The organism is Streptomyces sp. SolWspMP-5a-2, from assembly GCF_900091845.1.
In the GTDB taxonomy this organism is placed as follows: Bacteria; Actinomycetota; Actinomycetes; order Streptomycetales; family Streptomycetaceae; genus Streptomyces; species Streptomyces doudnae.
The window spans coordinates 34640-47861 of sequence record NZ_FMCI01000032.1 but is presented as its reverse complement, the minus strand read 5'-3'; the positions used below and the strand labels follow the sequence as shown (position 1 = coordinate 47861).

Sequence of the window (13222 nt, the reverse complement as noted above, 5' to 3'; positions counted from 1 at the left end):
AGGGGAGAAGGGAGCGGGACCGTGGCGAGCGCCAGCGCGTGTCGCCGAGCGGCGAGCTGGTCGAGCAGCTGCGCCCGCTGGTGAGGGTCGGTGCCGACCGAAGCCCTGCCGACCGCCTTCGACAGGCGTCGCGTCAGCCGCCGACCGCGACGGCTCTGCTGCTGCTCGGGTGTGCGCTCGGCGAGGCGGGCGGCGAGGGTGACCGCACGGGCGGTGGCCCGGTCCCGGGTGATCTGCGCGGCGTCGCGGTCCCGCGCGGCGATGCCCAGGCGGGACAGCAGCCGCTCGCGTGCCTCCCGGCCCAGGACGGCGAGCAGTCCGTTCGAGGCTGCACCCGGGGTGCGCAGGCGCAGTTCGATGCCCATGGCCAGGTGCCACAGCATCGCCGCCATGACCGGTCCGACGAAGGCGCGGACCGTGCCGCCGATGGGGCCGCTCTCGGCGTAGGCGGGGATCACCTGCACTGTGGTGATCACCCAGACCAGCGTGCCCGGCAGGCCGGGAGCGCCCTGGACGGCGAGGTTCTGCCGTGCCATCAGCGCGGTGGCGAATAGGGCGAGTTCGGCGGCGGCGAACATGCCGACGCGCTCGGCGGTGCCGGCCATGTCGAGGTAGTCGGCCGCGAAGCGCCAGCTGGTGTCGGCGCTGTAGGCGGTGCAGCCCAGGGCGGCGACGGCGGCGACCTTGACCGCCGGGCCGCCGAGACGTTTCTGCGGGCGGGTTCCCCGGCGCCGGATCGCCCAGGCGGTCAGCACGAGCGCGAGGGCGGCGGGCACGGCGGCGGCGAGGAGGAGAGGGAGGTCCGAAGTAGCACCGAAGGCGAGGACAGGGTGGGTCATGCTGCCTTTCCGAGAGGGGCGTGCGCCGGGGTCGACGCCGCCGGGCGGCCTGTCGGCTGCTGATTCCCGGGAGCTGCGGGCGCGGGGGTGCCCTTGGCCTTGGAGGTCTTCTTCCGCTTCTTCTTGGAGCGGGGCACGCCGTAGTTGCGGTCCCGGTCGAAGACCTTGTTGGCCGCTTGCCGGAGCAGGTCGCGGGCGTGCTTGTGGCTGATCTGCAGGGCGGCGGCGAGTCGGTCGGGCTGCCAGCCCCGGACGTAGGCTTGGTCGATGGCCACCTGCCGCTCGGCTTCCGTCACGTGCACGTCGCGTCCCTGGAAGAAGGCGGTCACACGCCGGTAGTCCAGGCGCCGGTGCAGGTTGTCGTGCAGCGGGCGCCGCTCGGCTTCGGTGAGCCCGCCCCAGACGCCTTCCTTGAGGACGTTCTCCAGGGCGAAGTCCAGGCACGCGCGGCGGACGGGGCACCAGCCGCACAGCTCCTTCGCCTCCGCGATCTCCTCGTGATCCCGGGGACCGGGGAAGAACACGGCGTCGGCGTCCTCGACGTCCATGCCGTGGCACGCTCCGCGGACGTGCCAGCTGGTGTCTCCGATGCCGCGCAGGCCGGTGGCCGGCGCGTCGTGGGTGGTGATGTGGCGCAAGGCGAGTCTCCGATGTGCTGCCACACCGGCCGGCTGGCGCAGTGCCTGGCGGGTGCGGCGTCGGGCGCCGACTGCGGCGCGTGGGTGTGCGCCGCATCCGGTGCGGGACGGTGAGGTTGCGGCGGTGCAGCGGACGGGATGCACGCGCCGGAGGCGCCGGTCAGGCCAGGGCGGGCTGCTGGGCCTGCTCGGCGTGCTGGGACTGCTGGGCGGCGAGGTCCACACGGCCGGGGTGCGGGGTGGCGCGCGGCGTGATGGCGTGTACCCCGTCCTTGGGGCCGATCCGGCGGCGCCGGCACGGCTCGCCGACCGGGGCCAGACACCACTCGCATCGCACGCTCAGGGCATCGGGCAGCCCTTGCGCGACGGCGGCTTCGCGTGCTGCCCGGGCGGGCCGGAACGGTGCGAGAGCGGCGTGGGCGGCGGGCGGTATGCAGGAGCCGATCTGGTCCAGCCGAGCCTGCAGCCTCGGGTTGATCCCCTCCTGGCTGCTGGTGATGGCCGGGGCATACGCGGGCTGCGCTATGCCGGCGGCGACGGCACGGCGGGTGCCGACCAGCTCTGCGGTCCAGGCGGCCTGGTCGTCCGGGTCCGCGGACGGTGTGGGGTCCCAGTGGAGGGCCAGGCGGTTGCGCCGGTAGCTCTCCCAGGGGCGGACCACGTCTGCGGGTTGGATCTGGTACGGCGAGGTGCGGTAGTGCTGGCGTGCGGCGATGCGGGCGTCCCAGCCGTGCGGGGTTGCCATCGGCATGTCGCCGAGCAACTCGTGCCACTGGGCGAGTTGGTCGCGGGCCTCGCCCTGGTCCGTGCGAATGGTGCGGGGGTCGAGTCGGCCGATGTAGGCCAGTAGGGCGGCGATTTCGCGGCGATCCACGGTCAGCCCTCCATCCCGGTCGGCTCGTCGAGGGCGGCGAGAAGGGCGGCAGTATGGGCCTCGGCCCGGGTCATCCCGCCTGGCGTCGAGGGGCCCCTACCCGGCACGGCGTAGGGGTTCGGGTGACCCGGTGCGTGCTCCCGGGCAACCCAGGAGCGCCAGTCGGCAGCCCAGGCATCCACCGGCCTTGGAGCATGGCCCGCCCGGTGGGCACGCCACTTCGCGTCGGCGGCCTGCAGGCCCTGCTCGCCGAGGCGGTTGAGGTGTCCCTGTTGGCGGGCCCAGGTGAGGGAGGCGGGGTCAATCTGCCACTCGGCAGCCGACGTGACCGCAGCACCACCACTGCTGTACCTCCGGTTCAAATCAGGTTCACTACGGTTCTGTGTGCCGGTGGCCGGTACATCGTTGTGCCGGTGGCCGGTACGCCGCTGTGCCGGTTTCCGTCGCGGCCTGCCGGTTTCTGGTACTGCCGGTTTCCGGACCCGCGCGGGGGATTCCGGCACCTCACGCGGGCGAATTCCATACCGCCGCAGCGCCGACAAGCGGAGCTTTGCAGGGCCGTCGGCCTCGTCTGGGCCCGCCGTGTCGCCCTCTTCCTCCTGCTGTTCTCGCAGCGCCTGTGCGACCGCTTCGGCGGCGAGCGGCAGGCGATAGACCGTGCTGCGCTGCGGGCCCACCAGGTCGTCGAGCTGTTCCAGCTCGCCGGCGAGGAGCAGACGCTCGACGGCTTCGCGCACCGTGGAGACCGAGGCACGTGTGCGCTTGGCCAGACTGGACAGCGAGGCCCAGGCGACGCACTGATCGTCGGCCACTCTGTCGGCGATGGACAGCAGGACCAGACGCGCGGCCCCCCGGCTGGAGCTGTGCTCCCAGACCCACTCGCGGGCTTCGCTGCTCACCGGCCGCTCCCGTCAAGCGGGCGGGAGCGTCGGCTTGCTGTGGTCAGGATGGCGGTGAGGTGCGGCTCGGGGCGCGGAGGCGCCGAGGCGGAGCTGGCTGCCACGCAGGCCGAACGGAAGGGCCTTTTGCGCAGGGCGGAGCGCATGCAAGAATCTCCTTTGGTATTACCACGCTGAGACGCCCCGTGGAAGGGATCAGTGTGGTGATCGTGGCGATCGCCGCCCTTGCCGGGGCGGTACAGCCGTTAAGCGTCCGGCGTCCGGGAGTTGCAGCTCTCGGGCGCCGTCGCTGTGTCCTGGGACCTACGGGGCCCGGAGACTGTGCACGTCGTTACTCCTGTGCTCGTTCGTGCGGGCGGTCTGCCCGGCCGTGGACGACGAACATACGCACGGCTCCGTGTCAAGGTCCAGAGTTGGTTCTTGAACCCTGTAGAAGTCGCGTGAGCTGCAGGGATGGGGGTGGAGCGATCATGGGCAGGTCCTAGCGTGTCTTGGAGGTCGGACAAGGAGCGCTCGCAGCGCCCTATCGACGTTGCAACACTTCAGTGAAGCCGTGATCGAGAACCTACGCCAAAGTGCTGCCAGCCTGTCAACACTAAAGTGAAGGATCCTCGTCTTTGGTTCTGGGAACTACACTGCAGTACAGTCCGGAGTGGGTGCCCAGGTGGGAGGAGCGGGTGATGGTGGAGTCCAGTGGGCCGGCGGATGTGCCTGGTGGCCCGGCCGACGCTCGGCGCTTCGCCGACAAGCTCAACCACCTGTTCCAGGCCACGAGGAACCCGGAGACCGGCAAGCGCTACACCAACGCCGAGGTCGCCCGGGCGATCTCCGTGTCCGAGAGCGCGATCTCGCAGCTGCGGACCGGCGCGAAGCCCAACCCCACCTACACGACCGTGGAGCGACTTGCAGGTCACTTTCACGTCAAAGAGCAGTATTTCTTCTCGGACTATGACCCCGAGGAGGCTGAAAAGGTGCGCGCCTCCGTGGAGCTCATCGAGGCCGTAGCGGACAGCGGCGTGCGCGGCCTTGCGCTGCGAGCCAACGGCCTCTCGGCGGGCAGTCTGAGGATGATCACGGACGTGATCAACCAAGCGCGCCGGTGGGAAGGGCTCGACAAGCCCGAGCAGTGATGTGACCTCGCTCACATGTTGGGCGAATTTGGCCGGTATGCCGCGCCTGGCCCATCAAGATCGCCTTGGGGAACCATCTATGCGTATGCAAAGCTCCGCTGGAACCAAACTGAATGGTTGGTTCCGGTCAGTGCGGGCCGTGTCAGGGCTTATGCGGGGCTACAGCTAGGATCGTCCATGTTCAATCGGCAATTCGCGCGTAGAGAGGCGCAGCTGCGGCGACTGTGCGAGGAGGAGCTGCGAGGGGTCGAAATATCCGATCCCTACGCGGTGGATGAGATATGTCGACAGCTCGCCATCAAGCGTGGCCGCCCTCTCTATCTCCATGAATTGCCTGAGAGTGGGGGAATCAACGCTCCCTGCGGAATGGTTCTCTCATTCGATCATGGGGATTACGTCTTTCACGTCGCAGCTACCAGTGAACGTCATCGTGCGCAAATCGTGCGCCACGAACTAGCGCACCTGCTGCTCGGGCACGCTGGGAGCAACGAGAGCGTCGTCAAGTCGCTACTGGGGCTTGTCCCGGACGGGGTCGACCCTTCCGCGGTGCTCTCCGCTCTAGGTCGGACGAGCTACGACAGTGAGACCGAGTACGACGCTGAGATGGCCGCCTCCTGCTTGGGAGAGCTCTTTCGCGACCTTGCTCACTCGGGCCGGGAACGCGGCCGGTCCGGCGCGGTCTCGCGGCTCGACGACGCCCTGGTCCACCCACGGAGGAACCGCCGCTCATGAGCACATCCACCCTCGTCGCAGGCGTCCTCTGGCTGGTGACCTTGTGGCGACTGCCGTCCCTTCGTCACTCCCGCAAGCAGCGAAGCCTGGCCTTGACCTTGGCAACTCTCGCGGCTGCCATGACGTTCGAGGTCCCGCAGGTCAAAGAGGCAGTCGAGGCCGCCGTCGGTGTAGACGCCAGGCTGTCACCGTTGTTGAAGCACCTGCTCGGCGTTACCTCGGCGGCATATCTGCTCGACTTCGTCATTGCAGTCGTTCGGCCGCAGGGCTTGGCCCGTCGCACTCGGCTGGTGGCTGCCGGCGTGACATTGCCCCTCATGCTCACCTTCTACGCCTTGGCCAACTGGACGCCCGGAGGGCCTGTCCGTCTTGGGGAGGGACGTGGCGCGCTCTTCCCAGTCCTCTACATGGCGGTCTTCACGCTCTACATCGGCATCGCCATGTTCGTAGCGACTTGGCTGTTCCTTGGCGGCGTGCGCCACAGTCGGACTCTCCTGGGTAAGGCCGGCCTCGGATTCCTGGGCTTGGGGACTCTGCTCGGAAGCCTTTACGCTATTCAACGGATTATCTTTGTGACGGTTGAGCTTGCCTCCGGCACCAGTTTTCCAGAGTTGGAAAACCTTCTCTCCACAACGCTCAAGCAGGCCACCGTCCTGTCGGTCGCAATTGGCGTCTGTTTGCCTCCTCTTTCCGTCGCTGTCGAGTACGTCGCTGCGTGGAGCACCCTACGGAAGTTGCTTCCCTTTTGGGTGCAGCTGACGGGAGCAGCTCCGTACGTGGTACTGGCGACATCCGTGGGCGGGTGGCGTATCCCCTTCCGGCTGGAGCGATGCGTTATCGAGATCGAGGATGCCTGCCTGGCGCTTCGCGAGTACGTGTCAATCGACATGTACGCAAAGGCTCAGAGGTTCGTCTGTCAAGAAGGCGTCGATGCGCAACTCTCCAGCGCACTGGCGGAAGCCTGCTGGCTGCGGGCAGCCGTACAGATTGCGCAAAACGGAGAGCGGCTGGGGGGAGTTGCATATCCACCTCTCGGCGTCACTGGCCGAGATAGAGCGAGTGAACTGTCATGGTTGCGCGCTGTTTCTCACGCGTACCTCTCCTCGCCAGTAGTTTCCGAGTTTGTTCGGCAAGAACACTCTATTTCACATGCAGGACGCTTCGGAAAGGATCTCCTCACATGACAACAACTGATGTTCGCCCCAGCGAGTCGCGGCTGGCCCGCCGCATTACAGACTGGCTTGAGCCGAAGAACTGGATCATTGCTGTCACGCTGCTGGTGGGCTGGCACACCGCACAATGGGCGGGAGTTGCCTGGAGTGTGGTCGGAGCCCTTTTCGCGGCCGTCATTCCTATTACCTTCATCAAGTACGGCATTCGCAAAGGACACTGGGGCGACAGGCACGTCGGAGCGAAGCCAGCACGACTAGTCGTTATGGCCGTCATCCTGCTCTCAGTAGCCACCGGCATCGTCCTGATGCTAGTCGCGAGGGCGCCCCGCACCATGGTTGCCCTCATCGTCTCGATGCTTGTGACGCTTGCGATCCTCGCCGCGATCACCCTCGTCTGGAAAATCTCCGTCCACCAGGCCGTGTCCGCAGGTGCCTGCGCGATGCTTGTGCAGACCTACGGCCTGTGGATGGCCCTGGGCTTCCTCTTGGTTGCCATCGTCGGCTGGTCCCGCGTCGAATTGCGCGACCACACGCGCAACCAAGTGGTGGCCGGCACCATCCTCGGCGCCATCGTGGCTGCAGCCGTCTTTCACCTGGCGCGCTGATCAGGTGGAGTCTGTTGGCTAGGGCGACGTCCGCTTTTTTGTGGTGGCATATCAGCCGCTATTGCGCCCGAAATGATTTGACCTTTACGGTCCGCCGAGCAGAGAGCGCACGCCGTGTGCTGACAGGATGTGTCGTGCTGCGGGGTGCACGGTGGTCCTCCGGTGCGGAGCTGCGGGCAGGCGGAGGAGGACTCCTGCGGATCTGAGCGGGTCCAGAGCCCGGCGAACGACCGAGTCGGAGCAGGTGAACTCTGCGCTCAGCTGGGCCTGCGAGGGGATGGGCCCTCCTTCCGGGTAGACACCGGTGAGGATGCGGCGGACGACTGCTTCGCGCACCGTGATGGTGCTGCTGCGCCCGGCAGGGGGAACGGTACGCAGTTGCTCCCTCCCGGAAGGGGCTCGGACAATCAGCAGCGAGGCAGTCGGGGTCTGGTCGGGATCCATGACGACGGTGCCGCAGCCGGGGAATCGCTGGAGGGCGCCGGCCGCGCACAGCCGGTCCACCGCGAGGTCGACAGCGGACGTCGTCGCGTCGAGATCACGGGCCAGCTGCCGTCGGGGCGGGAGTGCGTGGCGGATGGGGTAGGCACCGCTCTGAATTTTGTCGTCGATCAGTGCTTCCACCCGGTCGGCCTGCGGGTTGGTGCCGAGGTACCGGGCAACGACCCATAGTGACCGGCGCAGCAGGTCGGCGATCTCCTGTCGGGATGCGCCGGCGTCGTGTGCGGCTGTGATGGATGAGCGGTAGAGGGTGCGTTCGGAGGGTGTCAGCCGGGCGGTGGACCGGGTGCCTGCGGCACGAACGGCGAGGTCCCTCACGTGGAGATAGCCCGGCGGGAGCCCGGGGTCCGCGCGGCGCAGGATGTCGATGACGGGGTCGCGCCGTGCCAGCGCCACAGCGTCGGGGTGGACGGTGCAGCCCTGCCACGGCTGCGTCCCGAGCACGAGGATCCCGCGGTCGATCAGCGGAGCGACGGCCTTGGCCACGCGATGGCTGCTGATGCCGAATTCGCGTGCCAGGTCACGGCGAGACGGTAGACGCTCTCCGGGAGGGTAGGCACCCGACGTGATACGCCGTATGAGTGTGGCCTGCACGTGTTTTTCCGGGGCGGGTGACGGCAGCGCCCAGTTCTGGGTCAGACCCGACCCTCGTCGCACCAGCAGACGGGCCCCCGGGGTGGTGGAGGGGTCTGTCCGCACGATGCCTTTGCCGGGGACGGCGATTACCTGCCGCCCCCAGGCGAGTCGGGCCAGAGCCTCGAACAGCTGGTCCTGGGAGACATCCAGACGGTCGGCCAGTACGGCGACGGGCGGTAGGACATCGCCGAACTGGTAGGAGCGGCCCAGGAGCTGCCGCAGCGCCCGCGCCGTCTGGGCCAGGCGATGTGACGAGGTGGGCGCGGCAGTGCGCGGGCTGTGGGGGTGGCTGGCGGTGATCATGTCGGTGGCTGTCCTGCGATGGTCGAGGGGTGCTGGGAGGGCGGCACGGCGGCTGGGTTGCTGACGTGCCGCCCGGCTCGGCCTCTGCCTGCACGGTTATGGATCCGTGTCTGCATCGGGCCTGGGGCAGTTGGTGGGTGTCGGCTTCTGGTTCGCCCGCGGACGGAGTCGGTGGTCGGGCGCGACGGCTTCCTCAAGGAGTCAGAGGCCGTCGTGAGGGCAGACCGTTCTCGATGCGATTGGCCAGGTGATGAGCTTGCTCGCCTGTCAGGTAGAGGGCGAGATGATCCGGGGCGTGACCGCATCCGGGGTCACCGTCCACGAGGACCCGACATCCGGTCACCCCGATGACCAGCCACGTCATACGCTCTGCGAGCCTACGAACACCGCGTGGGCGGTTGAGGTCCAGCCCGGCGGCGAGGTCGGCAGAGCTGCCCAGGAGTCGGGCGAAAGCCGCGGCGGTGCCCAGTTCCAGGGAATCGTGGAGCAGCAGCAGGATGAGGCTGTCGCTGTGGACGTGGATGTCAAAGGCCAGAGCGTGTGCGGACAGCGCGCCGTGCAGGGCTTCGGCAGCGGTGTAGATGAGCCGGAGGTCGGATATGTCGCCGAGTAGCACCACAGGATTTCACCTTCGAGCGTCAAGCGCGGATCTGCCGTGAGAGTGGAAAACTCGCACGGTAAATTCTTATTTGTTCGGTTTAGGCCATGCGCTGTTCCCAGAATTCCGGCTTGCTGGTCTCGGACTTGAGAGGCACGAGGTCAGGATCTGTCCAGACTCGGTTGAAAGTCGCCGCGCCCGTGGCTTCGAGAATCGAAGTCACGCTGTCGAGAGAGCGCCGATCCCTTTCGACGGCCTCTGACCGTAGCGGACTTTTGAACATTTTGAGATAAAGGGAAGATGCGTCAGGGCTGGGCTCGTCAGTCGATACCGGTTCACCGAAGAGCTTGGCCGTGACCTGCCGGTCCGCCCAATAGGCATGCCCCTCAAGGAGGAAAGAATAATCCCGTTCCTCGGTCCCGCGCAGGCTCGGGTAAAGGGTATCCTGTGCCGCCCACACCGCTCCGCCGCTGGCGCAGTACTGTGCCAGATGTGTCATCTCGTGCGCGAGAATTTTATACAGCACGGGATCGTCTCCGAGTCGGCCGGCAAGTCGGAGCGCCTCGGGCAGGATGAGCAACTCGGGTTTTCCTGGTTCGAGTTCGACGGCCTGACCGAGCATTGTCGGCCACAGCATCCTCATGCTGAAGAGCCGTTGGCGGCGTATCCTCTTGGCCTCGGATTGCGAGGAAGCCCCGACTTCGCGGGACTCCCGCTTCAGCTGATCCTTCGAAGCGCGCCGATGAGCCTTTTTCCAGTGTGGGACTTTCATTGTGCGGATAACCACCGGTTCCGGCAAGTCGAGTTGTGTCACCTTTCTGACCAGCGGCGCAGTTTCGGCAGCGATCCTGTCGAGGCGTTCCCCGAGTGAGTCATATGCAGAGCCAGCTTCCTGGTGAATAATGTGCGGCATTTCCTGGTGATCTTTCTGCTGATTTTTGTGTGCCGCGACTGCGCGGCGGATCGTGACGGTGAAATAGCAATTGGTACGTCCGGGAGCCCCGAGGGCGCGGCAACCCTGTGCTGGCAGGAGTTGGCTACGAGCGGATAATGGCCGATCGCCGACGCCGACCGATGGCCTCTGCGGCACAACGGAGAGCCCCGGTCGCGCTCCTAGCCCGGCTCGGGGCTGGCCTGCAGCAGCTTCTCCAGCTCTGTCTCAGCGTGGCCGACCGTGCTGGTCAGAGCATCGTGGTGGCGGGTGGACAGGATGCCGGATTGCAGTCCGGCCGTGGTGATCACTACTTGAAGCGCGCTTGTTCCGCGGTCTTCGATAGCGGATGCGGCGAGGGAGTGGTGCAGTGCTTCCCGCGCGGCGTAGGCGTCGATTTGGGCGATGTTGACGATGCGGTTGAGGATGCGTGCGGTGTGGCGTCCGGTGCGGTCGAGTTCCAGTGCTGTCAGGGCCACCCGGGTCTGGAAGACGGCGGTCGGCGGATCGGGTTGGTCAAGTAGATGGAGGGCTTTCTCCACGGTGCGGTCGAGGTCGGTTTCAGGCACGGGGGTGGCAGGCAGGCTGTGGGCGCGCAGGAGGAGGGCGACGGCCTCCTCCCAGGGCTCGGTGGGCTGAGTGGTGTAGATCAGGTCGCGCGCCTGCTCGTTCTGGCCTTGCTCTATCAGGGCCATGATCTTGATCTGGCGGCCGTCGAGGAGTCGGTTACCGATGCCGCGGTGCCGGGCCATCGCTTCCGCTGCGTCGGTCCACCGGCCGGTGCGGGCGAGCGCACGGGCGCCGTCCACAAGCAGGGTGACGTACAGCTCCTGGCACACCGTGCGGCGATCCTCGGCCGTGCCGGTCAGGGTCGAGAGGTCGACGGTCCGGCCGTCGATCTCGGTCTTCTCCCGTTGCCGCGCGGCGTGGTTGAGGCGGACCAGCAGGTCGTAGGCGGCCTCGCCCTGGCCGTCGCGGGTCAGCAGCCGGGAGAGGTTGACCAGCGGCATCAGCGACATGACGGCGATCGGTCCGCTCAGGCGTCCGGCGTTGGCGAAGACCTGGTGCTGGCGCCAGCACAGGTCGGCGGCCAGGTCGGGCAGGCCGACGTCGGAGGCGATGAGCGCGGCGTAGTTGAGGACCCCGCAGGCGCGGGCCACCAGGTCGTGGTGGCTCGCACCTGCGGGCGCGACGGTCAGCCCGGTGAGGTGGTTGATGCGCTTCTCCAAGGAGAGAGCGGGCGCCTTGGTACGGCGGACCAGGGGGATGCGGCTGGCTATCGCGGGGATCATCGGCTCAGCCCTTGCGCGCCCAGTCGACGACGAGTCGGCTGTAGGGCTTGTCGACGACGAAGCAGGCGTCGTCCGCCGTCAGCCGGTCACGCGAGTCCGCGACGGCCATCCGGAAGCCCGGCTCGGGGGCGTCGTTGCCGCCGGTCGCGTCCCAGGCGCGAATCTCGCTCGCGACGCGCTCGGCGAGGTCGGCGCCGCTTTCGCCGTGGCCGATCACGCCGACTTCCCAGTACCGGCCCTGCTCGTCCTCGCCGTCGCGGATGGTCAGGTAAGCGAGGGATCCGCCGTCGAGGGCGGCCATGGAGCCCCAGCCGAAGTGCGGTGTGAACCCGGGGCGTTGGCCCGGTAGGCGGGACAGGCCGTTGGGCAGCACGCAGGCCAGGTACAGGTACAGCCACTCCCACGCCGAGCCCTGCCGGAACTTCACCCCGGTGTAGATCTTGGTCTGCTGCTCGTCGAGGACGGAGCGCAGGGCCTCGCGGTTGACGTCCTGCTCGCTGAACGTCTCCAGGCGCACGTTGCCCTCGCCGGCCATGGGGACGAGGGTGTAGACGTCGTCGCAGACGCCCTTGCGCAACGGGATGAAGGTGGCCATCTCACAGGAGACGGTCTTCCACGTGTCGCCGTCGCGCTCGAAGGCGAAGGAGCGGGAGATGCTGCCGCGGATGCGCATCGGCAGGACCAGGCGTCCGACGGGGGCGAGCTGGTCGAGGATCTTCACGGGGACGTCGCCGGCGCCGACTGTGAAGATGATCCGGTCGTAGGGGGCGTGCTCGGGCAGCCCGGCGGCTCCGTCGGCCATCACCGCGGTGGCGTTGTCGACGGCGGCCTCGGCGAGGTGCTTGCTCGCGCCGGCAACCAGGTCCTGGTCGACGTCCAAGGTCCATACCTGCCCGCCAGGGGAGACGATCTTGCCGAGGAGGGCGGCGTTGTAGCCGGTGGCGGCGCCGGCTTCCAGGACCTTGTGGCCGGGCCGGGCGCCGAGCTGTTCGAGCTGGGTGGCCACGATGGACGGCGCGGAGATGCAGGAGATCATCTCCCCGTACTCGTCGTGCTTGATCGGGACTGCGTCCTCCTTGTACGCGCTCTCCAGGTCGACGCCGGGCAGGAAGGCATGCCGGTCGGTGGTGCGGAAGGCGTCGATGGTCGCCTGGCTGCGCAGGTGGCCGCTGTCGACGAGCCGCTGGGCGAGGGCTTCGCGCAGCTGAACAGGGTCGGTTACGGGTGTCACTGTGGTCTCCATTCGAGGGAGGCTAGGGTCCGCCGAGGCGGACTTGCGGGCAGACACGTCAGCGCCTTCTTGGGCGGAGAAGGCGACGTGACGGCCGAGCCACGCGGTGGCAGCCTGAGCTTCGGCAGGCACGCCCGCGCGGTTGAACACGAAGATCGCGTGATGGGCGATGACGCCCCGGATTCCGCGTATCAGTCCGCCGTCGGCGGCGAGTCGGCGAAGGCGGCGGCCGGCGTCCTCGAACGCGGCGACGCGCTCGCCCCAGCCCGCTTCCGCGCCGGGGCGCCGGGCAGCGTCCGCATTCATCAGCCGCCGCATCGCGGAGACGGCTTGCTCCAGCGCGGTCCCCTCGGGCGGCGCGATGGGGGGCCGCAGGACGGCCCACCGGGCGTACACGTCGCCTGCTTCGAACGGGTCCAGGCCCGCCTCGCGGATCATGGCGGACAGCAGCATTACGCTGCGCTCGCGGGCACCGGGGGCACCGGTCTCGGCGAGCGCGGCCGGGCTGTCGGCGCAGAACACGTCGTGTGCGACCGCCATGCCTTCGGGGCCGCCGAACGCATACGTCTCCGGCTCGTAGATCCCGCCCCTCCAGCCGGTGATCACCCGGTCGGCGACGAGCTCGTCCAGCAGGCTGGTGGCGGGTTGTTCAGTGCGCAGGCGCACGCCCGCGTCCTTGCGTAGGAAGTGGAACCGGCGCCCGTCCAGCGCGGTCGCCAGGGCTTGGGCGGCGTAGGCGCGCGGGGCGGTGGGGAAGGCCACGGAGGCGTGCCACCAGGACGTGTCCGGCGGGAGTGGCAGATTCTCGTCGTCGAAGGGCATGGGCAGAAAACTCCTTGCG

At 67.9% G+C, this 13222-nt stretch carries 11 protein-coding genes and 1 pseudogene; 3 read left to right on the top strand and 9 right to left on the bottom strand.

Annotated elements, in window-relative coordinates:
• The 4 genes and pseudogenes from GA0115242_RS02205 to GA0115242_RS02190 form a co-directional block, all read right to left on the bottom strand.
• Positions 1–839: pseudogene (locus GA0115242_RS02205) on the bottom strand (hypothetical protein); the annotation flags it as partial.
• Complete coding sequence (locus GA0115242_RS02200) at positions 836–1477, bottom strand: WhiB family transcriptional regulator (RefSeq protein ID WP_093823893.1); 642 nt, start codon at positions 1475–1477, stop codon at positions 836–838. The pseudogene GA0115242_RS02205 and the gene GA0115242_RS02200, both read right to left, overlap by 4 nt.
• A 160-nt stretch (positions 1478–1637) precedes the next feature.
• Entirely contained in the window at positions 1638–2351 is a 714-nt protein-coding gene (locus tag GA0115242_RS02195) for a zinc finger domain-containing protein (protein ID WP_093823891.1), read from the bottom strand.
• 2 nt (positions 2352–2353) lie between these two features.
• Positions 2354–3250: a helix-turn-helix domain-containing protein gene (locus GA0115242_RS02190; RefSeq protein ID WP_093823889.1), complete on the bottom strand. Its 897-nt coding sequence runs from the start codon at positions 3248–3250 to the stop codon at positions 2354–2356.
• Between the two features lie 680 nt (positions 3251–3930).
• Here GA0115242_RS02190 and GA0115242_RS02185 point away from each other — a divergent pair.
• The 3 genes from GA0115242_RS02185 (at position 3931) to GA0115242_RS02170 (ending at position 6889) form a co-directional block, all read left to right on the top strand.
• A complete protein-coding gene (locus GA0115242_RS02185; RefSeq protein ID WP_093823887.1) occupies positions 3931–4380 on the top strand; it encodes a helix-turn-helix domain-containing protein in 450 nt (149 codons plus the stop codon).
• A gap of 728 nt (positions 4381–5108) precedes the next feature.
• Positions 5109–6296, top strand: coding sequence for an MAB_1171c family putative transporter (locus GA0115242_RS02175; RefSeq protein ID WP_093823883.1), 1188 nt, complete (start codon positions 5109–5111; stop codon positions 6294–6296).
• Positions 6293–6889: a hypothetical protein gene (locus tag GA0115242_RS02170; RefSeq protein WP_176729722.1), complete on the top strand. Its 597-nt coding sequence runs from the start codon at positions 6293–6295 to the stop codon at positions 6887–6889. Before GA0115242_RS02175 ends, GA0115242_RS02170 begins: the two co-directional genes overlap by 4 nt.
• An 84-nt stretch (positions 6890–6973) precedes the next feature.
• Here the strand turns inward: GA0115242_RS02170 and GA0115242_RS02165 are convergent, their stop codons facing one another.
• The 5 genes from GA0115242_RS02165 to fxlM form a co-directional block, all read right to left on the bottom strand.
• A complete protein-coding gene (locus GA0115242_RS02165; RefSeq protein WP_093823881.1) occupies positions 6974–8329 on the bottom strand; it encodes a GntR family transcriptional regulator in 1356 nt (451 codons plus the stop codon).
• 193 nt (positions 8330–8522) lie between these two features.
• Positions 8523–8948 (bottom strand): hypothetical protein, encoded by a 426-nt coding sequence (locus tag GA0115242_RS40220; protein ID WP_141721456.1) that lies wholly within the window; start codon positions 8946–8948, stop codon positions 8523–8525.
• A 79-nt stretch (positions 8949–9027) separates the two neighbouring features.
• Positions 9028–9840 (bottom strand): hypothetical protein, encoded by an 813-nt coding sequence (locus GA0115242_RS02155; RefSeq protein ID WP_141721455.1) that lies wholly within the window; start codon positions 9838–9840, stop codon positions 9028–9030.
• 200 nt (positions 9841–10040) lie between these two features.
• Entirely contained in the window at positions 10041–11150 is a 1110-nt protein-coding gene (locus GA0115242_RS02150) for a hypothetical protein (protein ID WP_093823875.1), read from the bottom strand.
• 4 nt (positions 11151–11154) lie between these two features.
• Positions 11155–13203, bottom strand: a complete 2049-nt coding sequence (gene fxlM, locus GA0115242_RS02145) for a methyltransferase, FxLD system (RefSeq protein ID WP_093823873.1) — start codon at positions 13201–13203, stop codon at positions 11155–11157.
• Positions 13204–13222: the final 19 nt, after the last annotated feature.

What these genes read in the sequence shown, in the direction of transcription:
- GA0115242_RS02175 (WP_093823883.1), top strand. Translation starts at nt 5,109, where the DNA reads ATGAGCACATCCACCCTCGTCGCAGGCGTCCTCTGGCTGGTGACCTTG.
- GA0115242_RS02170 (WP_176729722.1), top strand. Translation starts at nt 6,293, where the DNA reads ATGACAACAACTGATGTTCGCCCCAGCGAGTCGCGGCTGGCCCGCCGC.
- GA0115242_RS02150 (WP_093823875.1), bottom strand. Translation starts at nt 11,150, where the DNA reads ATGATCCCCGCGATAGCCAGCCGCATCCCCCTGGTCCGCCGTACCAAG.
- GA0115242_RS02155 (WP_141721455.1), bottom strand. Translation starts at nt 9,840, where the DNA reads ATGCCGCACATTATTCACCAGGAAGCTGGCTCTGCATATGACTCACTC.
- fxlM (WP_093823873.1), bottom strand. Translation starts at nt 13,203, where the DNA reads ATGCCCTTCGACGACGAGAATCTGCCACTCCCGCCGGACACGTCCTGG.
- GA0115242_RS02185 (WP_093823887.1), top strand. Translation starts at nt 3,931, where the DNA reads ATGGTGGAGTCCAGTGGGCCGGCGGATGTGCCTGGTGGCCCGGCCGAC.
- GA0115242_RS02165 (WP_093823881.1), bottom strand. Translation starts at nt 8,329, where the DNA reads ATGATCACCGCCAGCCACCCCCACAGCCCGCGCACTGCCGCGCCCACC.